The organism is Variovorax sp. 22077, assembly GCF_052044195.1.
In the GTDB taxonomy this organism is placed as follows: domain Bacteria; phylum Pseudomonadota; class Gammaproteobacteria; order Burkholderiales; family Burkholderiaceae_C; genus Variovorax; species Variovorax atrisoli.
In genome coordinates this window covers 96,742-121,051 of sequence record NZ_JBQEQC010000024.1, presented here as the reverse complement: position 1 = coordinate 121,051, position 24,310 = coordinate 96,742, and the positions used below count along the sequence as shown (strand labels likewise).

Here is a 24,310-nt window from a genome sequence, read left to right as displayed (position 1 = left end):
CCACCTCAGCACCTGTCAAAGGCAGCGTCAAGAAGGAGGTTGCCTTATGAGCGCCGAAGTCAAGAGCGTGGCGCTGACGCGCGCCGAGGAGCTCGAATCGCGCATCGAGGAACTCCAGGCAACGAAGCGCGTGCTGGAGCGCCTCGCGGGCCTGTGCCTGGGCGACCACCAGCCCGCCTGCCCCATCCTCGACGAGCTGCTGGAGCTCAGGGGCTTCGCCTTCGGGCCGGCTACTGCATCTGCTTCAGATTGCCGATACGCACCAGCATCTCGGTGAACATCTGCATGTCGGCATCGAGGTCGGGCACTTCCTTGTACTCCTTGGCGTTGTGCGCGGTGTACTTCTTGCCGGGCATAGCAGGACCGAAGTTGATGGCGTTGGGCATCAGCTTCGCGGTGGTGCTGCCGGCCGTGGGCACGGGCCTGGCTTCGAGGCCGGTGGTGTCGCCGTAGATGTTCAGCAGCGTGGACAGCCATGCGCCCTTGGGGTCGCGCGCCATCCAGTTGCCCTGGTCGTACGCGATCTCGAGCTTCACGTCGTTCGCGCCCGCCCAGGCATCGATCTTCCGCGTGACCTGGGCCTTGAGCTCCTCGGGCGTGCGCCCGCGAGGCATGCGCACGTTGACCGTCACCTCGAGCCGGCCGTCGCTGCCCATGCGCACGAGGTTGGGCGAGAAGGTCAGGGGGCCCATGAAGTCGTCGGCATAGCCGAGGCCCAGCTTCTCGCCGAGATAGCCCGTGCCGTAGAGCGCATCGATGTACCTCGCGGCCTTCAGATAGTGGTTGGAGGCCAGCGGCACGCCCGATTCCTGCAGGAACAGCGCGAGCCGCGGCAGCGGGTTCACGCCCTCCTCGGGTCGCGAGCCATGGGCGGATACGCCGGTCACCTTCAGTTCGATGCCGTCGGCACCGCGTGCGATGTCGATGGCGAACTTGCCGCCCTGGCCCTCGTACTCCTTCAGGAAGCCGGGCTTCGCGGCCTCGAGTTTCGCGAGCGCGGCGGCCAGGTCGCCGCCCTTGAGCGTGGCGGTGGCCGTCTGCGAGATCGCATTGGCCGACGCGGCGCCCGTCAGCGCCGTGATCGCGGTCGATGCCGGGTCGGCCGCTTCAGCAGGGAACAGCACCTTCAGCGCGCCCGAGCCCTTCTCCGCCACCACCGCCGGGTACTTGCTGTCGAGCACGATGTTGTAGGCCGGCAGCTGCGTCTTCGTGCGGTAGTACTGCATCGCGTCGCCGCCGGTCTCCTCGGTGGTCTCGATCATCAGGCGGATGCTGCGCTCGATGGGCAGGCCGCTTTCCTTCACGGCCTTCATCGCGTAGAGCACCGCCGCGATCGAGCCCTTGTCGTCGATGGTGCCGCGGCCGTAGAGAAAGTCGCCCACGCGCGTCATCCTGAAAGGGTCGAGCCGGGTGCCGTCGTCGAGCACCCATTCGGAGAGCACCGCGGGCACCACGTCGGCGTGGGTGAGGATGCCGAACTCCTCCGAGCCCCTGCCCTTCAGGCTGACTTCGAAGATGCGGTTGTCGACGTTGCGGTACGCGAGCCCGAAGTCGCGCGACATCTTCTCGACCAGCTGGCCGAACTCGATGATCGGCGCACTTTCGTGGGGCGGCACCTGCACGTTGCGTACCGTCGGAATCGCCACCATGGTGCCGATGCTCTCGATCACGGCCTGCTGGTTCTTAAGACGGTTGTAGAGGCCGAGCAGGCGCGCGACGTTGACGAGATCGTCGCCCGCCAGCGATGCCTTGCTGCCGCGGTAGGCATCCACGCTGCCCTGCAGCGTGGGCTGGCTCTTCGCCGCCTGGACGAGGAAGGCATCGAAGTCGGCGGGAGCCTTGCCGGCCTGCCACGCGGCGGCGAACTGGTCGAGCTGGGGTTTCCTGATCGTGTCGGCATGCGCCGGCGAGCCGAGGGCGAGCGCAAGGCCCAGCGAAAGCGCCGACAATGAAAATCGAGATTGCTGCATCAGGGTCTCCCCCTCATTCTGAAAACATCCCGCGACGATAGCCGAGCGAAGAATCGAACGAACAATGAGCAACAGCACCGACAAGATCCGCTGCGCCTGGGCCCAGACCGACCCGCTGCTGATGGCCTATCACGACGCCGAATGGGGCGTGCCCGAGCGAGACAGCCGCGCGCTGTGGGAAAAGCTCATGCTCGACGGCTTCCAGGCCGGGCTCTCGTGGCTCACCATCCTGCGAAAGCGCGATGCCTTCCGCAAGGCCTTCAAGGGCTTCGTGCCCGAGAAGATCGCCAGGTTCACCGAGGCCGACGTCGAGCGGCTGATGCAGGATGCCGGCATCGTGCGCTCGCGCTCGAAGATCGAGGCCACCATCGGCAACGCCCGCGCCTACCTCGCGATGCAGGCCAAGGGCGAGGACTTTTCTGAATTCATCTGGGGCATGGCGGGCGGCAAGCCCATCGTGAACCGCACCGGAAGCGTGCCGGTGAAGACGCCGCTGTCGGAAGACATCTCGGCGGCACTGAAGAAGCGCGGCTTCAAGTTCGTCGGGCCGGTGATCGTCTACGCATGGATGCAGGCCACGGGCATCGTGGACGACCATGCGCACGATTGCCATCGCCACGGGGCGAAGCACAAACCGAAGCCCCAATGAAAAAACCGGACGCTGCTTTCGCAGGTCCGGTTTCTCTTGATGTGTGACTTGTGATTCGATGAAAAGCGGCTTGCGCCGCCTTCGAATTACAGGCCGGCTTGACGCGTGAAGGTCAGGCCCTTGGCTTGCGCGGGGATCACGCTGCCGGCGAAGGTTTCGGGACGCAGGTTCTGGCCCGGAGCGTGTGCGGCGGCGACGGCCTGGCTGCGGACGGTGGCGCGGTCGACCGAAGCGGCCAGAGCGGGGGTGGCGGTCGAAGCGGCGCCTTCGTTGTCGCCGTAGGCGTTGCCGGCACGGGCGGCTGCTGCGGCCTGGGGCGCCACGTCGGAGCGGCTGTAGCCGGAAGTCAGGGGCTGAACGCCTTCGTAGGTTTCTGCGTGGGCGCCAGCGGCGGCGAGCAGGGACAGAGCGGCGGCGGCGAGGATGTTCGAGGTCTTCATTTCAATTCCTTCTTCATTGGGCTTTTGGTGCCGCTAGTGTGCACCACGAAACCTAGGGCAAACCCTATGGAGAACGAATCGCAGTGTTCACGAAATTGAAACAATAGACCGGAACTTTTTGTCGACGCTAATCCAAGTGTCCTTTCAACGGCCGAAAACCACGGCAGTTTGCATACTTTGTCACTAGACCGTCAAGCACAGCCGCCCCGGTGCCCTCCATCTTTCAATAAAAGGTGGTACCGACGCGGCGGCGCTCTCTAGAGCCTCGCGAATCACATGCACGTTGCATGTCAGCGGCCGTGCTCACTTCCGGGGCAGCCGGCCCGGCTCAGTCTTCCTTCATGCCCGTGGCCTTGACCACGCTTGCGAGCCGCGCGCGCTCCTCGTCGACGAACTTGGAAAAGCTCGCGCGCGTGCCGCCGATGGGCTCGATGCCCATGTCCTTCAGGCGCTTCGCGATCTCGGGCGACTTCATCGCGGCGTCGACGGCCGCGGCCATCTTGTCCATGATCGCGTCGGGCGTACCGCGCGGCGCGTGCACGCCGGCCCAGTGCGCGATGCGGATCTCGGGGAAGCCCTCCTCCGTCGCCGTCGGCAGCTCGGGGTAGGCCGAGATGCGCTGGGTCCACGTGCCCGCCAGCGCCTTGAGCTTGCCGCTCTTCGCGTAGGGCAGCACCACGATGCTGGCCTCCGAGGTCGCCTCGACCTGGTTGCCGAGCACCGCGGTGATCGACTCCGAGCCGCTCTTGTAGGGCACCACGTCGAGCTTGCCGCCGTACTTCGTCTGCAGGATGCCCTCGACGAAGTGCGGCGTGCTGCCGGTGCCGGCGGTGGCCCAGTGGAAGCCGTTGGCCGACTTCCTGGAGGCGGCGACGAACTCCTTCAGGTCCTTGTAGGGCGCATTGGCCGGTACCACGATCACTGAGGGCGCCAGCCCGATCATGGCCACCGGCACGAGCGCCTCGTCCTTGTACGGCATGCTCTTCTTGATCATGCTGTTCGACACTACGCCCGCTGCGCTCACCAGGAAGGTGTAGCCGTCGGGAGCGCTCTTGGCGACCACGTCGGCGCCGAGGACCGCGCCCGCGCCGGGCTTGTTGTCGACGATCACCGGCTGCCCCAGTTGCTTCGACGCGCCTTCGGCCGCCGCCCGCGCCATCAGGTCGTTGGCGCCTCCTGCGGAAAAGGGAACGACCAGCCTGATCGGCTTGGTGGGCCAGGCCTGCGCAGCGGCCCCCTGGGCGAGGACGGACACGGCCAGCCCGACGGCGAGCGATGCGATGCGGTTGGAAGTCATGCGAAGTTCTCCTGTGTGTTGTGAGTCGTTGTCGGATATATCGCACATTGCACGCTCCCGGAGCGGCTTTGGCCTCGGGATTTCTCCCAGCGGCCTGTCGGTCAGGAGCGCGGCCAGGCTCGGATCAGGGTGCGCAGCGCGACGCCGCCGCTGCCCTTGACCTCGGCGCGGTAGGTGCCCACCAGCGCCTCGCGCTCGGCGGCGGCCTGCGGATCGTTGCGCCATGCCAGCAACGCGGCCACGTCGGCGTCGGGCAGCGCGGCGAGCTGCGCCTGCGTCACCTGCCTCTCGAATTCACGCGCCACGAGCATCAGGTTGCGCGGGCGCGTCGAGGTCACGCCGCGCGACCAGAGCGTGTCGAGGGCCATGTCGAGCGTGCGGTCGGGCAGCGAGCTGAACTGGCCGCCATTGCCGCGCGCCAGCTGCTTGACGACGGCGCTCATCAGCAACTGGCTGGAGAAGTCGATCTCGCGCACGTCGGCCACGGCCATTCGCTCCAGCAGCTCGGCGCGCGCCGGGTCCACGGGCTTGGCGCGCTCGCGGTTGAAGAACTCCGCCTTTCCGGCATCGCTCATCGCCGCATAGTCGGTGCGCAGCTTCACGAAGTGCGCTACGGCCGCGAGCAGCTGCAGGCCGGGTGCCGCACCTCCGTTGCCCGCCGATGCGACTTCCTGCTGGATGGCGGCCACCGACGCGTTCGTGTTGAATGCGCGGGCCGCCGCCGTATCCAGCGCCTTGAGCGCCTTGTCGGCGATGGCCTGGTCGTCGGGATCGAGCAGTTCCCTGGCGCCCCGCGAGACGGCACCGGGCCCGTAGGAGGCCTGGTAGCGCTGTTGCACGCCTTCGAACTGCAGCAGCGCTTCCGCGCGGCTCTGGGCCCAGCCCATCAGGGGGGCCGGGAGCAGGAGAAGCAACAGGGAGAAACGGAAGAAAAGGAGACGTTTCGGGGAAAGCATGGCGCCATTATTGGCGCGCCGGCCTTCCCCTCACCCTCCTGCCGGCCCCGGTTGCCCCGGTCTTTTCCGCACTTCTCAGGCCTGCGCCAGTTCCTCGCGCAGCAGCTTCGCCGCCGCCACCATGTTCGACAGCGCCGCCTCGGTCTCGGGCCAGCCGCGGGTCTTGAGGCCGCAGTCGGGGTTGATCCACAGGTTGGCGGGCGGCACCACGTCGGCAGCCTTGCGCATGAGGCGCACGATCTCCTCGACCGAGGGCACGCGCGGCGAGTGGATGTCGTACACACCCGGGCCGATCTCGTTCGGATAGCGGAAGCCGCCGACGTTGCCGTCGCCGCCGAAGCCTCGCAGCAGCTCCATGTCGGAGCGGCTGGTCTCGATGGTGATCACGTCGGCGTCCATCGCCGCGATCTCCGGCAGGATGTCGTTGAACTCCGAATAGCACATGTGCGTGTGGATCTGCGTCTCGTCGCGCACGCCCGATGCGCTGATGCGGAAGGCGCGCGTGGCCGACTTCAGGTACGCGGGCCATCCGGCGCGGCGCAGCGGCAGTCCCTCGCGGATGGCCGGCTCGTCGATCTGGATGATGCCGATGCCCGCACTTTCGAGGTCGACCACCTCGTCGCGTATCGCCCATGCGATCTGCTCGCAGGTGGTGGCGCGCGGCTGGTCGTCGCGCACGAAGGACCATTGCAGGATGGTGACGGGGCCGGTCAGCATGCCCTTCATCGGCAGCTTCGTGAGGCTTTGCGCGTAGGCGGTCCACTCGACCGTCATCGCCGCGGGACGCGCCACGTCGCCGTAGATCACCGGCGGCTTCACGCAGCGCGAGCCGTACGACTGCACCCAGCCGTTGGCGGTGAAGGCGAAGCCGTCGAGCTGTTCGCCGAAGTACTCGACCATGTCGTTGCGCTCGGCCTCGCCATGCACCAGCACGTCGATGCCAAGTTCCTCCTGCTTGCGCACGGCCAGCGCGATCTCGGCGCGCATCTTCTCGCGGTAGCCGTCCGCGTCGAGTTCGCCTCGCTTGAAGGCGGCGCGCGCGGCGCGGATGTCGGCGGTCTGCGGGAACGATCCGATGGTGGTGGTCGGCAGCGCGGGCAGCGCGAAGCGCGTGCGCTGCACCAGCTGGCGCATCCCGAAGGACGAGACGCGGCTGTCGTCGCCGGCCACGCTGCGCGCGAGGCGCAGGGCCACGTCGGCACGGTGCACGCGCGGGCTGGCACGGCGTGCCGCAACCGCCGAGCGGGCGGCCGCCAGCTCGGCCGCGACCGAAGCCTCCCCGCCATCGATGGCCGCGCGCAGCACGCGCAGCTCGTCGAGCTTCTCGACGGCGAAGGCGAGCCACGACTTCAGCTCGGCATCGAGCTTCGTCTCCGCCGCGAGGCTGAAAGGCACGTGCAGCAGCGAGCACGACGGCGCGATCCACAGCTCGCCCTGGTGCTTCTCGGCGACGGGCTTGAGCTTGGCGAGCGCGGCATCGACATCGGTGCGCCAGATGTTGCGCCCGTCCACCACGCCGACCGACAGCACCTTGTGCGCCGGCAGCCAATCGGCCACGCCGGTGAGCTCCTGCGGCGAACGCACCGCGTCGACGTGCAGGCCTGCCACCGGCAGCTGGCAGGCCAGGCGCAGGTTGTCCGACAGCGGCGAGAAATACGTGGCCAGCAGCAGCTTCGGCGCACTGCGAGCCAACTGCCAATAGGCGCGCTCGAAGGCGTTGCGCCATGCATCGGGCAGGTCCAGGCCCAGGATGGGCTCGTCGATCTGCACCCACTCCACGCCCTGCTGCTTCAGTCGGACCAGCACCTGTTCGTACACTGGCAGGAGCGAATCGAGCAGCGAGAAGCGGTCGAAGCCGGCCTCCTTTTCCTTGCCGAGGTACAGGAAGCTCAGCGGCCCCAGCAGCACGGCCTTGACCCCGTGGCCGGCCTGCTGCGCCTGCGCCACTTCATCGAAGAGGCGCGTCGACGCGAGCCTGAATTGCGTGGCCGCCTTGAATTCGGGCACGAGGTAGTGGTAGTTGGTGTCGAACCACTTGGTCATCTCCAGCGCGAAAGTGCCTTCGGTGCCGTGGTTGCAGCTCTCGTCGTGGACGTGGCCGGCTTCGCTCTCCACGCCGCGCGCCATCTTGAAATAGCGCGAGAGCTCCGGCTCGTCGCCATGGAAGCCGAAGCGCTCCGGCTCGCAGCCAAGCAGCTGGATGTGGTTGGCCACGTGGTCGTAGTAGGCGAAGTCGCCCACCGTCACGAAGTCGAGCCCCGCGTCGCGCTGGGCCTGCCAGTGGCGGGCGCGCAGCTGCTCACCGACGGCTTCGAGTGCGGCACGATCGATCTCACCGCGCCAGTGCTTCTCGAGGGCGAACTTGAGTTCCCGGTGGGCGCCCATGCGCGGAAAGCCGAGGGTGTGGGTACGGGTGGTCATTTCAGGTAATCCGGTCGCTGATCTTGGAAATCTTGTGAGCCAGCGATGGTCGGCGTTTGAGGCATATGATTCAAACGAAACCTTTTGCTCTTTCGATTGAATATTTTTCATGCAGCAATCGATACTTGAAATCCGCCACCTGCGCACGCTCGTCGCGCTGCGCGACACCGGCAGCCTCGTGCGCGCGGCGCAGCTGCTCAACCTCACCCAGTCGGCCCTGTCGCACCAGGTCAAGCTGCTCGAAGACCGCTACGGCGCCCAGCTCTTCGAGCGCAAGTCGGTGCCGCCGCAGTTCAGCACCACCGGCCTGCGGCTGCTGCAACTGGCCGACACCGCCTTGCCGCTGATCGAGGAAGCCGAGCGCGACGTGGCACGGCTCGCGCTGGGCCGCAGCGGCCAATTGCGCATCGTGGTCGAGTGCCACACCTGCTTCGACTGGCTCATGCCGGCCATGGACGCCTTCCGCCAGCGCTGGCCCGAGATCGAGCTCGACATCGTCTCGGGCTTCCACCCCGACCCGATCGCGCTAGTGATGCAGAACCGCGCAGAAGTGGCCATCGTGTCCGAGCAGGACCCCGGCGAAACCGTCGATTACCACGCCCTCTTCCGCTTCGAGATCATGGCGCTGCTCGCCAACGACCACCCGCTGACGGCCAAGCCGTACCTCACGGCGCGGCACTTCGCCGACCAGACGCTCATCACCTACCCGGTGCCCGACGAGATGCTCGACATCGTTCGCCAGGTGCTGGACCCCGCTGGCGTGGAGCCCGCGCACCGCCGCACGACCGAGCTCACGGTCGCGATGCTGCAGCTGGTGGCCAGCGGACGCGGCGTGGCGACGCTGCCGCTGTGGGCGGTGCAGAACTATCTCGACCGAGGCTACGTCACCGCGCGCCGCGTGGGCAGCAAGGGGCTGACCGGACGGCTCTACATGGCCTGCACGCAGGCCACCTCGGCACGGCCCTGGCTGGCCGACTTCGTGCGCATCACACGCGAGAGCTGCTTCAAGAGCCTGCCGGGGATCGAGCTGCTCTGAACAGTTCGGTCGCTCCTGCGCCCTTCAGAATCGCGTGCCTACCGACAACCGCACCATGTTCTGCGACGTGAAGTTCACCTTCGGGTCATAGGCTGCGCGAACGAACCACCGCGGCCAGTCGTAGGTCACGGTCAGGCCGGCACGGCGGATGAATCGGCCCTCGACCGTGCCCTGCTTGGCCAGCAGGTCGACGGTCAGGCGTTGCCGATCGGGCAGCGGCATGCGATAGACGAGATGCACGTCCTGCTGATCGGGGTTCAGCCGGTTGTCGCGGATCAGCGAGAGCGACAGCGCCTTTCCGTCCGTCCACTTGTAGCCGCCATGCACCGTGTAAGAGTCGTTCGGATCGAAGTTCAGGTTCGCATAGTTGCGCAGGTTGGTGCGGCCCAGGCCCGCGCCGGCGAACCAGCTGTCGCCTGTTTCCACCGCCAGGCTGCCGCCCACGAATCCGCCCGAGGCGGCCTGCAGCGAAGGCAGCACCCGCACCGGCCCCAGCGTGAAGGTGTGGTCCCAGCCCACGCGCGGCTGCGCGAAATCGAGTACCGGCGAGCGAAACCAGCCTATCCAGACGTTGCCGTCCCCGTAGGTGTAGCGCAGGTTCATGTCCAGCCCCGGCCCCGCGGGCAGGCCCCCGCCGGAAACGCGGTAGGCGCCCACAGTGAGCTTGAAAGGCAGTTCGACCAGCTCTTCGTCCGCCCACGCGGTCGCGGCGACGCACAGGAGTGCCGCAGCGGCGAATCGGAGATGGCGTGCCCGTGCGCTCAAAACATGCTCGCGCCGATGTTGATGAGCAACGCGAGCACCGTCGTGTTGAAGAGGTACGCCAGGATGCAGTGCACCGAGCCGATCCGCCGCATGGGCTTGGACACGAAGGACACGTCCGCCGTCTGCCCCGAGGTGCCGATCACCGCGGAGAAGTAGAAGAAATCGCCATAGGTGGGAGGCTCGTCGTCCGGAAACTGGAGGCCGGGATTGCGTCCCCGCGCCGTGCCGGCGTAGTAGTCGTGCGCGTAGTGCAAGGTGAACATGACCTGCGTGAAGGCCCACGACGACATCACCGTGAGCCCGGCCAGCGCGATGTGCGCGATCTTCTCGATGCCGTGCATGTCCTTCACCACCGCCAGTTCGCCGCCGATGGCCGCCAGGCTGGCAATGGCCGACACCACCACCAGCACGAGGATGACGATGCGACCCTCGTCCTGGAGCTGCGCGCGGTAGCGCATGTGCTGCTGCGAAGAGCGCGTCATCATGATCGCGGCGAGCAGCACGTAAAGGCATGCGCCGGTGTTCCAGGCGATCAGCAGACGGGTGACGAGGTGGGCCTCGATGGACGGAGGCCACAGCACGCCGGTCGCGATGGCGATGGCGGTAGCAATGAACAGGCGCGGCCGGGCGGCCATCTGGCGGAGGAATCTGTGTCGCTGGAGCTTCATGAAGGACCGGCCGCGGCGCGCCGACGACGTGGCGGCGCGATGGGCTGACCCGCGACTGTGGGCGATCCTCTCTTGCGGCTACCTGACGAAGCGCCTTTCTCGCGCACCGCTTCGAGCAGCCAGTCACGGAATGCCGCGACTTTCGGCCAGTCGCGGCTGGCTTCGGGGCACACGAGGTAGTAGGCGAAGTCTTCGAGCCATGTCACGTTCGAGAGCTGGACGAGCCGGCCCTGCGCGATCTCGGGAGCCATCATGGCGGCGGGCAGCAGGGCCGCGCCCTGCCCCGCGAGCACGGCCTGCAGCAGCAGGCCGGCATCGCCGAAGGAAGGCCCGCGCGCCGGGCCGACATCGTGGATGCCCTGCGCCTCGAACCACAGGCGCCAGCCCTTGCGATCGGCGTCGTTCACGCGCGGCCACCGCAGCAGATCGGCCGGCTGCTTCGGCTTGCCGTGCCCGGCGACCAGCGCGGGTGCGGCGACCGGCACCATCTCGACCGTCAGCACGCGCTGGCTGGCAAGCCCGGGGTACTGGCCCATGCCGTGGCGGATGGCGACGTCCACGCCGTCTCGCGAGAAATCGGCCAGCGCATTGCCCGTCAGCACCTGAAGGTCGATGTCGGGATGTGCATCCTGGAAGGACTTGAGGCGCGGCACGAGCCAGGCGGAAGCGAAGAACGGCGTGGCGCTCACGGTGAGCAGGCCGGTCTGCGGGGGCACGGCCACCTTCTGCGTGGCGTCGCTGATCTGCCTGAACGCATTGCGCACGGGTGGCAGGTAGGCCTGTCCCGCATCGGTCAGGAAGATGCCCCGGTTGACGCGGCGGAACAACTGCACGCCGAGGTGCAGCTCCAGCGTCTTGACGAGCTGGCTCACTGCCCCCGGGGTCACGCAGAGTTCGTCCGCCGCGTTCTTCACCGAGAGATGGCGGGCAGCGGCCTCGAAGGCGCGCAGCGCGTTGAGCGGAGGAAGCTGGTGTTCCATCGTTTAGCCGTTCTGAACTGAAAGAGGCAGAAATTCTGGTTTGCCGTGGAGGCCTGGAAGCCGGAATATCCACCTAGGTTTTGCCGAAAGAGAGCACCCGGCCTCGAATGCCCGGGACCGCGGCATTAGATATTCTGATCCAGACATCCACATGATGAACACCCCTTCCCCATCGCAAGGCGCAGGCCTGTTCCGTGGCTGGCTGGTGGTCGCGGGCGCCTTCGCCGTGACCTTCGTCGGCTTCGGCTGCGCCTACACCTTCAGCGCCTTCCTCGAATCGCTGCAGAAAGACTTCGGCGCCTCGCGCGGCTCGGTCTCGCTGGTGTTCTCGCTTGCGGGCTTTCTCTACTTCGGCCTCGGGGTGGTCAGCGGACCGCTGGCCGACCGCTGGGGTTCGCGGCGGCTGGCCGTCGCCGGCATGGCGCTGGTCGGTCTGGGGCTGGCGCTGGCGGGGCAGGCGCGCAGCCTCACGCAGATCTATCTCGCCTACGGTCTGGGCGTGGGCCTTGGAGTGGGCGCCTCGTACGTGCCGGTGCTCGGCGCGGTGCAGCGCTGGTTCGTCCGGCGGCGCGGCTTCGCCTCGGGGCTGGCGGTGAGCGGCATCGGCGTCGGCACACTGGCGATGCCGCCGCTCGCGTCGCTCTTCATCGAGACACTGGGCTGGCGCAACGCCTACCTGGCGCTGGGTGCACTGGCGATGGTGGTGGGCGTCGGCATGGCCCTGCTGATCGAGAACGATCCGCGCGACCGAGGGCTGGGCCCCGACGGCGATTCGCCGCTGCCGCAGGCCGCGACGGCCCGTCCCGAGGGTTTCACGGTGCGCGATGCCGTGCGCACCCGGCGCTTCGCCGGGCTGTACGTGACCTGCCTCATCAGCTCGTTCGGCCTGTTCGTGCCTTTCGTGCATCTGGTGCCCTATGCGCTGGACCATGGAGTGCCCAACGCGTCCGCTGTACTGCTGCTGGGCGCGATCGGCGTGGGCAGCACGGCCGGGCGCTTCTTCCTGGGCGGGCTGGCCGACCGCATGGGGCGCGCGCAGACCATGCTGCTGATGTCCACCGGCATGGCGCTGTCGCTGCTCGTGTGGGCTACGTCCGGCGGCTTCCGGGGGCTGGCGGTGTTCGCCTTCTTCTACGGCGCGTTCTATGGCGGCTTCGTCGCACTCCTGCCGGCGCTGGTGATGGACTACTTCGGCGGGCGCAACATCAGCGCGATCATCGGCGTGCTCTACACCAGCGTGGCCTTCGGCACGCTGGTAGGTCCGGCCGCGGCGGGCTATGCCTTCGACATCAGCCGCAGCTACCTGCTGCCGATCCTGTTCAGCGTCGGAGCCAACCTGGTGGCAGCCGCCATCATGTGGTCGATGTCGCGGATGGATGCCAATGCAAAGCTGGCCCCGGCCGGCGGACTGCGCTGTACAGTGGGGAAATGACACAACCGCAACCCGACGTAACCGCCAGCGCGCCTCCCGCGATGGCTTCGCAGGCCGAACTCACCGAAACGCAGGCGTTCACCCGCGCCTGGGTTCTTTTCGCCGTGCTGCTCGTGGTGGTGCTCGGCCTGCTGTGGCTGCTGCAGTCGCGCTACAGCTGAGCCGGATCGATCGACGCAGCGGGCTCAGGAAGCCTTCTGCACCAGCTTCAGCACGCTCGAGAAATCGAGCGCACCATGGCCGGCGAGGCTGTGGGCCGCATACAGGCTGCGCGCCAGCCCGCCCAGCGGCGTGGCCGCACGCACGGCGGTGGCGTTTTCCTGGGCCAGCCCCAGGTCCTTGAGCATCAGGTCGGTGCCGAAGCCGCCGGCATAGTTCTTCGAAGCGGGCGCCGTCTCCATCACGCCGGGCATCGGGTTGTACTTTTCCAGCGCCCAGTTGCCGCCCGAGCTGCGGCGCATGATCTCCGAGAGCACCTTCGGATCGAGCCCGTTGGCCACGCCCAGCGCCAGCGCCTCGGAGGTGCCGATCATCAGGATGCCCAGCAGCATGTTGTTGCAGATCTTCGCGGTCTGCCCCGCACCTGCCGCGCCGGCATGGAAGATGTTGGCGCCCATCTTCTCGAGCACCGGGCGCGCACGCTCCAGGTCTTGCGTCTCGCCGCCGACCATGAAGGTCAGCGTGCCCGCGATGGCGCCGCCGGTGCCGCCCGATACGGGCGCATCGATCATCGCGATGCCCTTCGCCGCAGCCGCCTCGGCCACCTTGCGCGAGGTCGCGGCCGCGATGGTGCTGCTGTCGATCACCAGCGAGCCTGCGCGGATGCTCTCCAGCAGCCCGGGCTTGCCAGCGCCGCCCAGGAACAGTCCTTCAACGTGCGCGCTGGCCGGCAGCATGCTGATGACGACCTCGGCATCCGCCACCGCCTCGACGGCCGACTTTGCGATCGGCAGGCCGTCGGCACCGAACTTCGCACAGGCCTCCTTCGAGAGGTCGAAGGCGGCGAGCGTGTGGCCGGCCTTGTGCAGGTTCATGGCCATCGGGCCGCCCATGTTGCCTAGTCCGATGAATGCGATCTTCATTTGATGTCTCCTGGGTTGCTTGAACACGAATGCCGGATCAGGACGCAGAAGACGCGAAGGTTTCGCGTCCTTCGCGGAACCTTCGCTCCCTTTGCGCCCGGCTGGCCGCTTCTTTCTCTCTCAGGCCAGCGATGCCAGCTCCGGCGGCATCTCCCCGCGCGGACGCAGGTGGTCTTCGATGAAGGCGGGCGTGATCTCCTCGAGCGTGGCCGGGTTCCAGCGCGGATTGCGGTCCTTGTCGACCAGCACCGCGCGGATGCCTTCGGCGAAGTCCTTGTGCGCGCAGAAGCCGAGCGAGGCCCAGTACTCGAGGCGGAACACTTCGGCCAGCGACATGCGCAGCACGCGCTGCCACAGCTCGAAGCTCAGCGCAGCCGAGCTGGGCGCGCCCTTGGCGAAGGTCTTGGCTGCCGTCTGCAGCCACGCGTCGTCGCTCTGCAGCTCGCGCAGGCGCCCGGCGATGTCGAGCAGGTCGTCGCCCGCCATCAGCGCGTTGATGGTGTCGTAGTGCTCGCGCACCTTCGATGCCGGCATCTCGGCGCCTTCGCCCGCCTTGGCGAGGATGCGCGACAGCGTGGCGCGGTCGGACTTGTTCTCGCCGGCCCATTGGGTGGCGGCGATGGCTTCGAGCACTTCGCTCTTGCGCTCTTGCGGCACCAGCACGTCGGCAAGGCCGCAGAAGATGGTGTCGGCCGCGTTGATGTTCGCGGCAGTGAGCGCGAGGAACAGCCCGGTGCGGCCCGGCGTGCGGCGCAGGAACCAGCTGCCGCCCACGTCGGGGTACAGGCCGATGTTGATCTCGGGCATGGCGATGCGGCTTTGCAGCGTCATCACGCGATGCGAGGCGCCCGCCAGCAGGCCCACGCCGCCGCCCATCACGATGCCGTGGCCCCAGCACAGGAAGGGCTTGGGGAAGGTGTGGATCAGGTAGTCGAGCTCGTACTCCTCGCGGAAGAAGTCCTCGGCGTAGGTATTGCGTTCGGGGCCGCAGTCGAGCAGCGTCTGGTAGAGCTGGCGCAGGTCGCCGCCGGCGCAGAAGGCCTTCTCGCCCGAGGCCTGCAGCAGCACGCCGACGATGCCGGCGTCGCTCGCCCATTCGCGCAGCTTGGGGGTGAGCAACCGCACCATGTCCACGGACAGCGCGTTGAGCGAAGCCGGCGCGTTGAGCGTGGCAACGGCGAAGCGCTGGCCGCCGGCGGTCTTGATTTCGTCGAAAAGAACTACTGAGTCGGTCATGTGAAGCTGAGGTGAGACTGGGCTGGATCGGATGCGGGGACAGCACGCTGAGAACGCGCAGGTTTCAGCGGATGTCGCTGTCCCCTTCCAGCAATTTTCGCGCAACGATCACGCGCATGATCTCGTTGGTGCCTTCGAGGATCTGGTGCACGCGCGTGTCGCGCACCAGGCGCTCCAGCGGGAATTCGCCAAGGTAGCCGTAGCCGCCGTGCAGCTGCAGCGCATCGTTGCAGACGTTGAAACCGGCGTCGGTCGCGAAGCGCTTGGCCATTGCACAGTAGGTGCTGGCGTCGGCATGGCCGGCATCGAGCTTCGAGGCTGCGAGCCGCACCATCTGCCGCGCAGCGACCAGCTCGGTCGCCATGTCGGCCAGCTTGAACTGCAGCGCCTGGAAGCTGGCCAGAGGCTTGCCGAACTGCTGGCGCTCGTGCAGGTAGCGGCGGGCCGCATCGAGCGCGCCCTGCGCGGCGCCCACCGAGCAGGTCGCGATGTTGATGCGCCCGCCGTCGAGCCCCTTCATGGCGATGCGAAAGCCCTCGCCCTCCTTGCCCAGCAGGTTCTGCGCGGGAATGCGCACGTTGTCGAAGCTGATGGTGCGCGTGGGCTGGCTGTTCCAGCCCATCTTGTGTTCCTTCTTGCCGTAGCTGATGCCCGGCGCGTCGGCCGGCACCGCGAAGGCCGAGATGCCGCTCGCTCCCGCGCCGCCCGTGCGCGCCATCAGCACCAGCACGTCGGTCGAGCCTGCGCCCGAGATGAAGGCCTTGCCGCCGTTGATGACGTACTCGGCACCCTGCAGTTCGGCGCGCGTCTTGAGCGAACCCGCGTCCGATCCGGCGCCCGGCTCGGTCAGGCAGTACGACGCCAGCTTGCGCCCGCTCGTCAGGTCCTCGCCCCACTGCTGCGCCACTTCGTCGGTCGCCCAGGTGCCCAGCATCCACGTCGCCATGTTGTGGATGGTGATGAAGGCCGTCGTCGAAGGGTCGACCGCCGCCATCTCCTCGAACACCAGCGCGGCGTCGAGGCGCGGAAGGCCGAGGCCGCCGATGCGCTCGGGCGCATAGAGGCCGCAGAAGCCCAGCTCGCCAGCCTTGGCGATCGCTTCCCTGGGGAAGATGGCTTGCGCATCCCACTGCGCCGCATGCGGCGCGAATTCAGCCTGAGCGAAATCGCGCGCCGTCTCGGCGAAGGCGCGCTGCTCCTCGGAAAGTTCAAAGTCCAATTGATGCCCCACAGCAGATCATTTCTCGAGTCCTCTTTCCGGGGACATCGCGCAGCCGGCCTTGCCGGATCGCAGATGTGGCCCCGGGAGCCTGGGGGCGAGCTTATTTCAGGCTGATGGTCGTGTTCACGCCGTGCGAGACGGTGCTGTCGTCGAACCAGCGCGCCGTCACCGTCTTGGTCTGCGTGTAGAACAGCACGACCTGCTTGCCGTACGGGCCCAGGTCGCCGAGCTTCGAAGCGCGCGAGCCGGTGAACGAGAACATCGGCACCGGCACCGGGATCGGCACGTTGATGCCCACCTGGCCCACGTCGATGTCTTCCTGGAAGCGACGCGCCGCCGCGCCCGACTGCGTGAAGATCGCAGTGCCGTTGCCGTTCGGGTTGCTGTTGATCAGCTCGATGGCCTCGTCGATGTTCTCGGCGTCCGCGACGCACAGCACGGGGCCGAAGATTTCCTGGTCGTAGATCGTCATGCCGGGCTTCACGCCGGTGAAGATCGTCGGGCCGACGAAGTTGCCCTTCTCGTAGCCGGGCACCGTCGGCTTGCGGCCGTCGAGCACCAGCTTCGCGCCGTCGGCTTCGCCGCGCTCGATGAGGCTGTTCACGCGGTCGTAGGCGGCGCACGAGACCAGCGGGCCCACGTCCACGCCCTTGTCGGTGCCGGCGCCGACCTTCAGCGTCTTCGCCTTCTCGATCAGCTCGGGCACCCAGTTGCGCGCCTCGCCCACCAGCACCGCCACCGACACCGCCATGCAGCGCTGGCCCGCGGCGCCGAAGCTCGCGCCGGCCAGTGCGTTGAGCGTCTGCTCCTTGTTGGCGTCGGGCATCACGATGGCATGGTTCTTCGCGCCCATCATGCATTGCACGCGCTTGCCGGCCAGCGTGGCGCGGTTGTAGACGTGCGTGCCGACCTTGGTGGAGCCGACGAAGCTGATCGCCTTGATGTCCTTGTGGTCGCAGATGCCGTTGACCACGGCCTCGCCGCCATGCACCACGTTCAGCACGCCGGGGGGCACGCCGGCCTCGAGCGCCAGTTCGCACAGGCGCATGGTGACCATCGGGTCCTGCTCGGAAGGCTTGAGCACGAAGGTGTTGCCGGTGACGATGGCCATCGGGAACATCCACAGCGGGATCATGGCCGGGAAGTTGAACGGCGTGATGCCGGCGCACACGCCCAGCGGCTGCAGCAGCGTGTAGGTGTCGACGCCGCTGGCCACGTTGTTGGCCAGTTCGCCGAGCTGCAGGTTGCCGATGTTCGAGGCGTGCTCGACCACTTCGAGGCCGCGGAACACGTCGCCTTCCGCGTCGGGCAGCGTCTTGCCCTGCTCGGCCGTCAAGATCGCGGCGAGCTCGCTCATGTTCTCGCGGATGAGCTGCTGCAGCTTCAGGAAGATGCGCGCGCGGGCGCCGATGGGCGTCTTGCGCCAGGTCTTGAAGGCTTCCCTGGCGGAAGCGACGGCGGCGTCGAGCTCGGCCTGCGTGGCGAAGGGCACGCGCGCCAGCACTTCCTGCGTGGCCGGGTTGACGACGTCGCGCCATTCGGTGGTCTTCGATTCGACCAGCTTTCCGCCGATCAGCAGCTTGACGGTGGCGACCTGGGTCGAGGGCGTGGTGGTGGCGTCCATGGGTTTTGTCTCCTGTGAATCTGTGAAAGCGGCGCCGGGCGAACCGGGTCGGTCACGCATCCTAGCTTTGCAGATTTGCCATGACAATAGACAAAATTGCGCGACGACTTTGCAAAAATGCAAAGCCTTCCACCCGATACGACCTGAAGCACGAAAGCACATGGACTGGGACAACCTGCGGTACTTCCTGGAGCTGGCCCGCTCGGGCACGCTGATGAGCGCGGCACGGCGGCTGGAGGTCGACCACACGACTGTGGCGCGGCGGATCCAGGCGCTCGAGAAGGAGGTCGGCGCCCCGCTCTTCTCGCGCGAATCGGGCGGCCACCGGCTCACCGAGGCGGGCCGGCGCCTGCAGCCGCAGGTCGAGGCGATGGAGAGCGCCTTCCTGGCGGTGGAGAGCACCGCGCCGGCATCGCAGGAAGGCCTTTCGGGCCTGGTGCGCATCGGCGCGACCGAAGGCTTCGGCACGGTGGTGCTGGCGCCGCAGCTCGCGTCGTTCGCGGTGCGGCACCCGAAGCTCACCATCGACCTGCTCGCGATGCCGCGTCTCGTGCACCTGTCTCGGCGCGAGGCCGACATCGTGATCTCGCTCGAACGCCCGGCGCGCGGGCCGGTGGTGGTCGCCAAGCTCACCGACTACACGCTGCGCCTGTACGCATCCAGGCAATACCTGTCGGCGCACAAGCCGATCCGCACCCGGGAGGACCTGCGCGGCCACACCTTCATCAGCTACGTGGACGACCTGCTCTTCAGCAAGGAGCTGCAGTACCTCGACGAACTGCACCGCCCCGACGCCTTCGCGCTGCGCAGCACCAGCGTGCTCGCGCAGCACAGCGCGGTGGCTGCGGGCGCGGGCATCGCGGTGCTGCCGGCGTTCCTCGCCGAACACGACAGCGCGCTGCGCCCCGTCCTGCCCGGGCAGGCGAACTTCACGCGCACCTTCTGGATGTCGATGCCGGCGGAGACCAAGCATCTCGCGCGCATGCAGGCGGTGTGGAACTTCCTGCGCGAGACGGTGCAGGAGCGGCAGTCGCTCTTGCTGCTGCAGCCGCCTGGCGAAGAGAATGAGTCGAGCGGCCCGCCACAACGGCCGGCCCGCCAGCGCAAGCCCACCCCATAACGATCGACCCGCTCCCCCAGACGGAGACAGGAGAAACGCCCATGCCACGCCACCGCCCCGCCCGACTCGAACACATCGCCGGCATCGGCGTCGACCGCATGGGCGCCATCGCAGACGACGCGAGCGGCCCGCCGTTCCTGCGGCTGGAGAACCTCGACGTCGACATCCCGCCAGACCCCGAAGCCGTCGCGCGCACCGTGCAGGCCGCATCGTTCGACCCCGACAACAGCTACCTGCCCTTCGTCGGCCAGTCCCGGCTGCGCGACGTGGCGGCGCGGCATGTGTCGGCGCTCTCGGGCGTGGCGTACAGCGGCGCGCGCAACTGCGTGATCTCGGCGGGCGGGCTCTCGGGCATCCTCAATGCGCTGCTCGCGACCGTCGAGGTCGGCGACGAAGTGCTGGTGACCGACCCGACCTACGCAGGCCTGCTCAACCGCATCCGCCTTGCGGGCGGCACACCGAAGTACGTGCCCTTCAGGTTCACACCCGGCGGTGAATGGGAGCTCGACCGCGAAGCGCTGCAACAGGCAGTCGGCCCGCGCGTGCGCACCATGCTGCTGATGTCGCCCTCGATGCCCTCGGGCGGCTGCTTCGACGAGGAAGACTGGCGCGCCATCGCCGCGCTGTGCGTGCAGCACGACATCACGCTGATCCTCGACACCGCGATGGAGCGCCTGCTGTACGACGGCCGCAAGCCCATCCATCCCGCGGGCCTGCCCGGCATGGCCGAGCGCACCATCACGGTGGGCTCGTCGGCCAAGGAACTGCGCATGATCGGCTGGCGCGTGGGCTGGACCGTGGCGCCCGAGAGTTACATGCCCGACCTCGTGGCCGTGTCGCTCGCCAATGTGGTGGTGCCCGTCGGTATCGCTCAGGACGCGGTGGCCACCGCGCTGGAGCAATCGCCGCGCACGCTCGCGCCCTACGTGGCGGAACTGGAGCGGCGGCGCGACACGGTGCTGGAGGAGCTCAAGGGCCTGCCGGTCGGCGTGCCGGGCGGTGGCTGGTCGCTGCTGCTGCGCACGAGCGATTTCGGCATCGACGGGCAGACGTTGTCGGAGCGCCTGCTCGCGCAGCGCGTCTGCGCCACCGCGATGAAGGGCTGGGGCAAGACGCATGGGGCGCAGTACCTGCGCTTCGTGTTTTCCAACGAGCCGGTGGAGCGGCTGCGGGGGTTGGGAGACAAGGTGCGGTCGGCGCTCGGGGCTTAAGGCCACCTCGGCGGATCGCTTCCCGGCGGCATCGAAGGCCGCACCCATTCGGCGGGCGTGCGTTGCAGTTGCGCGCTGTGTCGCAGCGCCGCCAGCCGGCCGAACCCGGAGTCGGAGGTTTCGACATACGGCTTCAGATCGGGCTTCGCAGCCGAGAGCCCGTCCTGCACGCGCCCGAGGCTGCGCAGCCACTGTCCCGTCTGCGCCAGCGACAGCTGCACGTGCCAGCTTCCACCCTCCCGCTGCTGGCGCCAAAGTGCCGCGGCTGCGCCGAAGGCGATCAGGTAGCCGGTGGCCTCGTCGAGGATCTGCATGGGCAGCGGCCTGGGCTTGCCGTCGCCTGCGGCCTCGCCCTCGGCGTGGTTGAAGCCCATCGCGGTCTGGACCAGCGAATCGAAACCCCGGCGACTTGCCCACGGCCCCTTGGTGCCGTAGGCGCTGAGCGATACGCAGACGATGCCGGGCCTCATGCTTGCCAGCGCTGCCGGTCCGAAGCCGCGCGCCTCGATGCCGCCCGGCCTGTAGCCCTGGACGAACACATGCGCATCGACCACCAGCCGCCGCAGGGCCGTCCGCCCCTCCTCGGTCTGCAGGTCGGCATGCGCCGAGAGCTTGCCCCGGCTGGTGTCGGCGATCGCACTGATGTTCGGCAGGTTCGGTGAGTTCACGAGCATCACCTCCGCGCCATAGGCCGCAAGGGCGCGTCCACCGACCGGCCCGGCAAGCACCCGCGTGAGGTCGAGCACGCGCAGGCCCGACAGGGGGCGCTCGTCTTCGCGCAGGGGCGGCAGTGCAAGCGGCGGCGCATCGCCGATGCGCTCGATGGTGAAGAGAGGCTGCGCGGCGACTGCGCGGCCCTGAGGCGAGGCGTCCCATTCGTCGAAGCGCCGCAGCGCCGTCACGACCAGCCCGGCCGCAGCCGCGGCATCTTCCAAGTCGAGCGCGGGCCACGCGGCCATCGCCCGCTCCGCGTCCGCGCGGGTGGCGGTGGCCGGGTCGAGATTCATCAGCCGCAGCGCGCCGTCGCGGTGATGCGCGAAGTTCGCGTGCAAGCGCACCCAGCCGTCGGCGCAGCGATAGAGCCCCGAGAACTCGTCCCATTGCGGTGGTACCTGGCCGTCCAGGCTGAACCAGCCCGTGCTCTCCAGGGCCGCATGAAGCATGTCGACGCCCACCTGCTGCCGTGGCGTTCCCCGCAGGTGCCCCAGTTCGCAGGCCGCGAGGGCCGCAGCAGCGATGGTGCCCTGCGCTGCAGTGCCTACCGCGAAGGAAGACGGCAGCACAGGTTCCGCACCGGTGAACCGCGCGAACTGCAAGGCCTCTTCGGGCAAGCCGGCTTGCCGCCAGATGCCGCCCAGAACCTCGCTCGAATTCACCATTTCCATGCTCCAAGGCAAAAAGGCAGGTCCGCTTGCGCGACCCTGCCTCTTGTTGTCGTTGCGTTTGCCGTCCGCCCAGTTACTGGATCAGCTTGGCCCCAGTCTTGGCCTGCAGCGCGTCGAAGGTGACGCCCGGCGCCAGCTCGACGACCTTCAGGCCCTCGGGCACCACGTCCATCACGGCCAGGTCGGTGATGATGCGGTCGACCACGCCCACGCCGGTCAGCGGCAGGGTGCACTTCTCGAGGATCTTCAAGTCCTCGGTGCCGTCCTTCTTCTTGGCGACGTGCTCCATCAGGACGATCACGCGCTTCACGCCGGCCACGAGGTCCATGGCGCCGCCCATGCCCTTGACCATCTTGCCGGGGATCATCCAGTTAGCGAGGTCGCCCTTGGTGCTGACCTGCATGGCGCCGAGGATCGACAGGTTGATCTTGCCGCCGCGGATCATCGCGAAGCTGTCATGGCTGCCGAAGATGGCCGAGCCCGGCAGCGTGGTCACGGTCTGCTTGCCGGCGTTGATCAGGTCGGCGTCGACCTGGTCTTCCGTCGGGAACGGGCCGATGCCGAGCATGCCGTTCTCGCTCTGCAGCCACACTTCCTTGTCGCCGGTGTGGTTGGCCACCAGCGTCGGGATGCCGATGCCGAGGTTGACGTAGAAGCCGTCCTCGAGTTCCTGGGCGGCGCGGGCCGCCATCTGGTCTTGGGTCCAGGGCATCTCAGGCTCCTTCTTTCTTGTTGACGACCTTGGCAGGCACTTCGCTGCCGGCTGCTGCAGCGGCGGCGATGACGGTCTGCGCCTCGACCTTGGCGGCGGCGGCATCGACCGATGCGCTCACGGTGCGCTTCTCGATGCGCTTCTCGGGGTTGGCGTTGAGCACGATGCGGTGCACGTAGATGCCCGGCAGGTGGATGTCGTCGGGGGCCAGTTCGCCCACCTCGACGATCTTCTCGACCTCGACGATGCAGATCTTGCCGGCCATGGCCGCGGCCGGGTTGAAGTTGCGCGCCGTCAGGCGGAAGCGCAGGTTGCCCGACTTGTCGGCCACGTCGGCCTTCACCAGCGCCACGTCGGGCACCAGCGAGCGTTCCATCACGTAGGTCTCGCCGTCGAACTCGCGCAGTTCCTTGCCTTCGGCAACCTGGGTGCCCACGCCGGTCTTGGTGAAGAAGGCCGGGATGCCGGCGCCGCCGGCGCGCAGCTTCTCGGCCAGCGTGCCCTGCGGCGTGAACTCCAGGGCCAGCTCGCCCGCGAGGTACTGGCGCTCGAACTCCTTGTTCTCACCGACGTAGGACGCGATCATCTTCTTGATCTGGCGCGTCTCCAGCAGCTTGCCGAGGCCGAAGCCGTCGACGCCCGCGTTGTTGGAGATGACGGTGAGGTTCTGGACGCCGGAATCCTTGAGCGCGTCGATCAGCGCTTCGGGAATGCCGCAGAGGCCGAAGCCGCCGACCGCGAGCATCTGCCCGTCGGCGACGACCCCCTTGAGTGCCGCATCAGCGGTGGGAAAAATCTTGTTCACTCGAGCTCCTCGATGGATGAATGAAAGTGGGTGGAAAGGAGTTGGTAAAGGGCGGGAAACCCCTGAACGATACTACCTACTCGCATACGTAGTATTTCGTAATGGAGACCCCCGATGCCCGAGATCGATTACCGGCTGGCGTTTGAACACGCGCCTGTCGGCATGGTGGTGTCGAGCAACCGCACCATCGTGGCGTGCAACCTGCGCGTTTGCGAGATTTTTGGCGCAACGCCCTCCGCGCTGGTCGGGCATTCGTTCAGCATCCTCTACCCGAGCGTGGCCGAGTTCGAGCGCATCGGCAAGCGCATGGAGCCCTTCCTCAACGCCAGCGGGCACTACGCCGACAACCGCATGATGAAGCGGCTGGGCAACCTGCACGGCGCCATCGCCGACGAGACCTTCTGGTGCCACGTGACCGGCCACGCCATGAACCGCGATGCCCCCCACGAGGCCGGTATCTGGACCTTCGAGGACCTGGGCTCGCGCCGCGCCGTCAAGGCCGAACTCACGCCGCGCGAGCGCGAAGTTGCCGCGCAGGTGATGCGCGGGCTGACCTCCAAGGAGATCGGCAAGGCGCTGGGCATCAGCCACCGCACCGTCGAACTCCACCGCGCCCGGCTGATGCGCAAGTACTCGGCCGCGACCACGGCGGAGCTGGTGCAGAAGCTGATCGCAGGCTAGGTCCGGCCTGCGAGCTCGATGCGCAGGCGCACCATGTCGCGCAGCACGATGCCGTCCTGCCTCTGCAGCCTGCCGCCGCCCGTGCGGCGCACGAAGAAGTCGGTGTCGACGCCGACGATGCGGAAGCCGAAGCGCTGGTAGAAGGCCAGCTCGCGCAGGCTGCTGTTGCCTGTACCCACCTCGAGCAGTTGCGCCCCGCGCTCGGTCGCCAGCGCCTTCGCCTTGCGCAGCAGCGCGGTGCCGACGCCATGGCTGCGCAGTTCGCCGCGCACCGCGATGTTCATGATTTCCCAGGTGCCGACGCGGGTTTCGAGCAGCACCATCTGGCCGACGACCTCGCCTGCCGCCTCCGCCAACCAGAGTTCGCCGCGCGAGAGGTACTTGCGGATCTCGGCGCGCGGGCCGTCGGCGGCCAGCAGCAGCGGCCATGGCATCGGATCGTCGGGGGTGGCGCGGCGCATCTTCAGCCTTGGCGCTGTCGTCTTGCTCTTCATTCTTGCGGGTCTGCCTGCTTGTTCGTCTATGGATCGGTCGAGGGGCGCTGGATTCTCGCCCCGCGCGCGGGCCACCGATTCGAAATCCCAGCCCGAAGTTCCGTCCAGCGGATGCCCCATCGTT

General features: G+C 67.7%; 24 protein-coding genes. 8 read left to right on the top strand and 16 right to left on the bottom strand.

Going from position 1 to position 24,310, the window contains the following annotated elements:
• The first annotated feature begins 46 nt into the window (after positions 1-46).
• On the top strand, positions 47-277 hold the full coding sequence (locus ACTJLF_RS28120) for a hypothetical protein (protein ID WP_440884349.1): 231 nt from the start codon (positions 47-49) through the stop codon (positions 275-277).
• Here ACTJLF_RS28120 and ACTJLF_RS28115 read toward each other — a convergent pair.
• Positions 231-1,970, bottom strand: a complete 1,740-nt coding sequence (locus tag ACTJLF_RS28115) for a dipeptidase (protein ID WP_440884348.1) — start codon at positions 1,968-1,970, stop codon at positions 231-233. The genes ACTJLF_RS28120 and ACTJLF_RS28115 overlap by 47 nt on opposite strands.
• Before the next feature lie 64 nt (positions 1,971-2,034).
• Between ACTJLF_RS28115 and ACTJLF_RS28110 the strand changes: the two genes are divergently transcribed.
• Complete coding sequence (locus tag ACTJLF_RS28110) at positions 2,035-2,619, top strand: DNA-3-methyladenine glycosylase I (RefSeq protein WP_145758728.1); 585 nt, start codon at positions 2,035-2,037, stop codon at positions 2,617-2,619.
• An 86-nt stretch (positions 2,620-2,705) separates the two neighbouring features.
• Here ACTJLF_RS28110 and ACTJLF_RS28105 read toward each other — a convergent pair whose 3' ends face one another.
• The 4 genes from ACTJLF_RS28105 to metE all read right to left on the bottom strand — a co-directional run bounded on the left by ACTJLF_RS28105 (position 2,706) and on the right by metE (position 7,733).
• Positions 2,706-3,059 carry an alpha/beta hydrolase gene (locus ACTJLF_RS28105; RefSeq protein ID WP_440884347.1) on the bottom strand — a complete coding sequence of 118 codons (354 nt, stop codon included), beginning with the start codon at positions 3,057-3,059 and terminating at the stop codon, positions 2,706-2,708.
• Positions 3,060-3,387: 328 nt separating this feature from the next.
• On the bottom strand, positions 3,388-4,356 hold the full coding sequence (locus tag ACTJLF_RS28100) for a Bug family tripartite tricarboxylate transporter substrate binding protein (protein ID WP_132798336.1): 969 nt from the start codon (positions 4,354-4,356) through the stop codon (positions 3,388-3,390).
• Between the two features lie 101 nt (positions 4,357-4,457).
• Entirely contained in the window at positions 4,458-5,270 is an 813-nt protein-coding gene (locus tag ACTJLF_RS28095; protein WP_440884346.1) for a hypothetical protein, read from the bottom strand.
• A gap of 117 nt (positions 5,271-5,387) precedes the next feature.
• Positions 5,388-7,733 carry a 5-methyltetrahydropteroyltriglutamate--homocysteine S-methyltransferase gene (gene metE, locus ACTJLF_RS28090; protein WP_440884345.1) on the bottom strand — a complete coding sequence of 782 codons (2,346 nt, stop codon included), beginning with the start codon at positions 7,731-7,733 and terminating at the stop codon, positions 5,388-5,390.
• 109 nt (positions 7,734-7,842) lie between these two features.
• Here metE and ACTJLF_RS28085 point away from each other — a divergent pair, with 109 nt between their 5' ends.
• Positions 7,843-8,769 carry a LysR family transcriptional regulator gene (locus tag ACTJLF_RS28085; protein ID WP_019652027.1) on the top strand — a complete coding sequence of 309 codons (927 nt, stop codon included), beginning with the start codon at positions 7,843-7,845 and terminating at the stop codon, positions 8,767-8,769.
• 24 nt (positions 8,770-8,793) lie between these two features.
• Here ACTJLF_RS28085 and ACTJLF_RS28080 read toward each other — a convergent pair whose 3' ends face one another.
• Genes ACTJLF_RS28080 through gcvA form a run of 3 tightly spaced genes read right to left on the bottom strand, consistent with a single transcriptional unit; the run spans position 8,794 to position 11,182 of the window.
• Positions 8,794-9,534 (bottom strand): hypothetical protein, encoded by a 741-nt coding sequence (locus tag ACTJLF_RS28080; protein ID WP_440884344.1) that lies wholly within the window; start codon positions 9,532-9,534, stop codon positions 8,794-8,796.
• Positions 9,531-10,169: a DUF1345 domain-containing protein gene (locus ACTJLF_RS28075; RefSeq protein WP_019652025.1), complete on the bottom strand. Its 639-nt coding sequence runs from the start codon at positions 10,167-10,169 to the stop codon at positions 9,531-9,533. The genes ACTJLF_RS28080 and ACTJLF_RS28075 overlap by 4 nt, the downstream gene beginning before the upstream one ends.
• Before the next feature lie 29 nt (positions 10,170-10,198).
• On the bottom strand, positions 10,199-11,182 hold the full coding sequence (gcvA, locus tag ACTJLF_RS28070; RefSeq protein ID WP_440884343.1) for a transcriptional regulator GcvA: 984 nt from the start codon (positions 11,180-11,182) through the stop codon (positions 10,199-10,201).
• A 151-nt stretch (positions 11,183-11,333) separates the two neighbouring features.
• Here gcvA and ACTJLF_RS28065 point away from each other — a divergent pair, with 151 nt between their 5' ends.
• Together ACTJLF_RS28065 and ACTJLF_RS28060 are read left to right on the top strand one after the other, a co-directional pair.
• Positions 11,334-12,614 (top strand): MFS transporter, encoded by a 1,281-nt coding sequence (locus ACTJLF_RS28065; protein WP_440884342.1) that lies wholly within the window; start codon positions 11,334-11,336, stop codon positions 12,612-12,614.
• The gene (locus tag ACTJLF_RS28060) at positions 12,611-12,775 is read left to right on the top strand and encodes a hypothetical protein (protein ID WP_157773606.1); all 165 of its coding nucleotides are present in this window, start codon (positions 12,611-12,613) and stop codon (positions 12,773-12,775) included. The genes ACTJLF_RS28065 and ACTJLF_RS28060 overlap by 4 nt, the downstream gene beginning before the upstream one ends.
• 24 nt (positions 12,776-12,799) lie before the next feature.
• Here ACTJLF_RS28060 and mmsB read toward each other — a convergent pair whose 3' ends face one another.
• The 4 genes from mmsB to ACTJLF_RS28040 form a co-directional block, all read right to left on the bottom strand.
• Entirely contained in the window at positions 12,800-13,696 is an 897-nt protein-coding gene (gene mmsB, locus ACTJLF_RS28055; protein ID WP_126182223.1) for a 3-hydroxyisobutyrate dehydrogenase, read from the bottom strand.
• A gap of 120 nt (positions 13,697-13,816) precedes the next feature.
• The gene (locus ACTJLF_RS28050) at positions 13,817-14,932 is read right to left on the bottom strand and encodes an enoyl-CoA hydratase/isomerase family protein (protein ID WP_019652020.1); all 1,116 of its coding nucleotides are present in this window, start codon (positions 14,930-14,932) and stop codon (positions 13,817-13,819) included.
• A 64-nt stretch (positions 14,933-14,996) separates the two neighbouring features.
• Positions 14,997-16,151, bottom strand: coding sequence for an acyl-CoA dehydrogenase family protein (locus ACTJLF_RS28045; RefSeq protein ID WP_126182225.1), 1,155 nt, complete (start codon positions 16,149-16,151; stop codon positions 14,997-14,999).
• A gap of 103 nt (positions 16,152-16,254) precedes the next feature.
• The gene (locus ACTJLF_RS28040) at positions 16,255-17,778 is read right to left on the bottom strand and encodes a CoA-acylating methylmalonate-semialdehyde dehydrogenase (RefSeq protein WP_019652018.1); all 1,524 of its coding nucleotides are present in this window, start codon (positions 17,776-17,778) and stop codon (positions 16,255-16,257) included.
• Between the two features lie 160 nt (positions 17,779-17,938).
• Between ACTJLF_RS28040 and ACTJLF_RS28035 the strand changes: the two genes are divergently transcribed.
• Positions 17,939-18,898 (top strand): LysR family transcriptional regulator, encoded by a 960-nt coding sequence (locus ACTJLF_RS28035; protein WP_019652017.1) that lies wholly within the window; start codon positions 17,939-17,941, stop codon positions 18,896-18,898.
• Between the two features lie 41 nt (positions 18,899-18,939).
• A complete protein-coding gene (locus ACTJLF_RS28030) occupies positions 18,940-20,109 on the top strand; it encodes a pyridoxal phosphate-dependent aminotransferase (RefSeq protein WP_440884341.1) in 1,170 nt (389 codons plus the stop codon).
• On the opposite strand, the gene ACTJLF_RS28025 is transcribed toward ACTJLF_RS28030, so the two are convergent.
• The 3 genes from ACTJLF_RS28025 to ACTJLF_RS28015 all read right to left on the bottom strand — a co-directional run bounded on the left by ACTJLF_RS28025 (position 20,106) and on the right by ACTJLF_RS28015 (position 23,011).
• Positions 20,106-21,488 (bottom strand): CoA transferase, encoded by a 1,383-nt coding sequence (locus ACTJLF_RS28025; RefSeq protein ID WP_019652015.1) that lies wholly within the window; start codon positions 21,486-21,488, stop codon positions 20,106-20,108. The two genes, ACTJLF_RS28030 and ACTJLF_RS28025, sit on opposite strands and share 4 nt — an antisense overlap.
• Before the next feature lie 79 nt (positions 21,489-21,567).
• Complete coding sequence (locus tag ACTJLF_RS28020; RefSeq protein WP_019652014.1) at positions 21,568-22,206, bottom strand: 3-oxoacid CoA-transferase subunit B; 639 nt, start codon at positions 22,204-22,206, stop codon at positions 21,568-21,570.
• Between the two features lies 1 nt (position 22,207).
• Positions 22,208-23,011 carry a CoA transferase subunit A gene (locus ACTJLF_RS28015; protein WP_019652013.1) on the bottom strand — a complete coding sequence of 268 codons (804 nt, stop codon included), beginning with the start codon at positions 23,009-23,011 and terminating at the stop codon, positions 22,208-22,210.
• Positions 23,012-23,125: 114 nt separating this feature from the next.
• On the opposite strand from ACTJLF_RS28015, the gene ACTJLF_RS28010 reads away from it, so the two are divergent.
• Positions 23,126-23,692, top strand: a complete 567-nt coding sequence (locus ACTJLF_RS28010) for a LuxR C-terminal-related transcriptional regulator (RefSeq protein WP_019652012.1) — start codon at positions 23,126-23,128, stop codon at positions 23,690-23,692.
• On the opposite strand, the gene ACTJLF_RS28005 is transcribed toward ACTJLF_RS28010, so the two are convergent.
• A complete protein-coding gene (locus ACTJLF_RS28005) occupies positions 23,689-24,186 on the bottom strand; it encodes a GNAT family N-acetyltransferase (protein WP_222431610.1) in 498 nt (165 codons plus the stop codon). The two genes, ACTJLF_RS28010 and ACTJLF_RS28005, sit on opposite strands and share 4 nt — an antisense overlap.
• Positions 24,187-24,310 lie beyond the last annotated feature (124 nt).

Bases quoted from the DNA above. Each gene is read 5' to 3' on its own strand.
- ACTJLF_RS28040 (WP_019652018.1), bottom strand. From the start codon at position 17,778: ATGGACGCCACCACCACGCCCTCGACCCAGGTCGCCACCGTCAAGCTG.
- mmsB (WP_126182223.1), bottom strand. From the start codon at position 13,696: ATGAAGATCGCATTCATCGGACTAGGCAACATGGGCGGCCCGATGGCC.
- ACTJLF_RS28115 (WP_440884348.1), bottom strand. From the start codon at position 1,970: ATGCAGCAATCTCGATTTTCATTGTCGGCGCTTTCGCTGGGCCTTGCG.
- ACTJLF_RS28060 (WP_157773606.1), top strand. From the start codon at position 12,611: ATGACACAACCGCAACCCGACGTAACCGCCAGCGCGCCTCCCGCGATG.
- ACTJLF_RS28025 (WP_019652015.1), bottom strand. From the start codon at position 21,488: ATGGTGAATTCGAGCGAGGTTCTGGGCGGCATCTGGCGGCAAGCCGGC.
- ACTJLF_RS28110 (WP_145758728.1), top strand. From the start codon at position 2,035: ATGAGCAACAGCACCGACAAGATCCGCTGCGCCTGGGCCCAGACCGAC.
- ACTJLF_RS28010 (WP_019652012.1), top strand. From the start codon at position 23,126: ATGCCCGAGATCGATTACCGGCTGGCGTTTGAACACGCGCCTGTCGGC.
- ACTJLF_RS28035 (WP_019652017.1), top strand. From the start codon at position 17,939: ATGGACTGGGACAACCTGCGGTACTTCCTGGAGCTGGCCCGCTCGGGC.
- ACTJLF_RS28050 (WP_019652020.1), bottom strand. From the start codon at position 14,932: ATGACCGACTCAGTAGTTCTTTTCGACGAAATCAAGACCGCCGGCGGC.
- ACTJLF_RS28120 (WP_440884349.1), top strand. From the start codon at position 47: ATGAGCGCCGAAGTCAAGAGCGTGGCGCTGACGCGCGCCGAGGAGCTC.
- ACTJLF_RS28005 (WP_222431610.1), bottom strand. From the start codon at position 24,186: ATGAAGAGCAAGACGACAGCGCCAAGGCTGAAGATGCGCCGCGCCACC.
- gcvA (WP_440884343.1), bottom strand. From the start codon at position 11,182: ATGGAACACCAGCTTCCTCCGCTCAACGCGCTGCGCGCCTTCGAGGCC.
- ACTJLF_RS28105 (WP_440884347.1), bottom strand. From the start codon at position 3,059: ATGAAGACCTCGAACATCCTCGCCGCCGCCGCTCTGTCCCTGCTCGCC.
- ACTJLF_RS28020 (WP_019652014.1), bottom strand. From the start codon at position 22,206: ATGCCCTGGACCCAAGACCAGATGGCGGCCCGCGCCGCCCAGGAACTC.
- ACTJLF_RS28075 (WP_019652025.1), bottom strand. From the start codon at position 10,169: ATGGCCGCCCGGCCGCGCCTGTTCATTGCTACCGCCATCGCCATCGCG.
- ACTJLF_RS28030 (WP_440884341.1), top strand. From the start codon at position 18,940: ATGCCACGCCACCGCCCCGCCCGACTCGAACACATCGCCGGCATCGGC.
- metE (WP_440884345.1), bottom strand. From the start codon at position 7,733: ATGACCACCCGTACCCACACCCTCGGCTTTCCGCGCATGGGCGCCCAC.
- ACTJLF_RS28085 (WP_019652027.1), top strand. From the start codon at position 7,843: ATGCAGCAATCGATACTTGAAATCCGCCACCTGCGCACGCTCGTCGCG.
- ACTJLF_RS28065 (WP_440884342.1), top strand. From the start codon at position 11,334: ATGATGAACACCCCTTCCCCATCGCAAGGCGCAGGCCTGTTCCGTGGC.
- ACTJLF_RS28100 (WP_132798336.1), bottom strand. From the start codon at position 4,356: ATGACTTCCAACCGCATCGCATCGCTCGCCGTCGGGCTGGCCGTGTCC.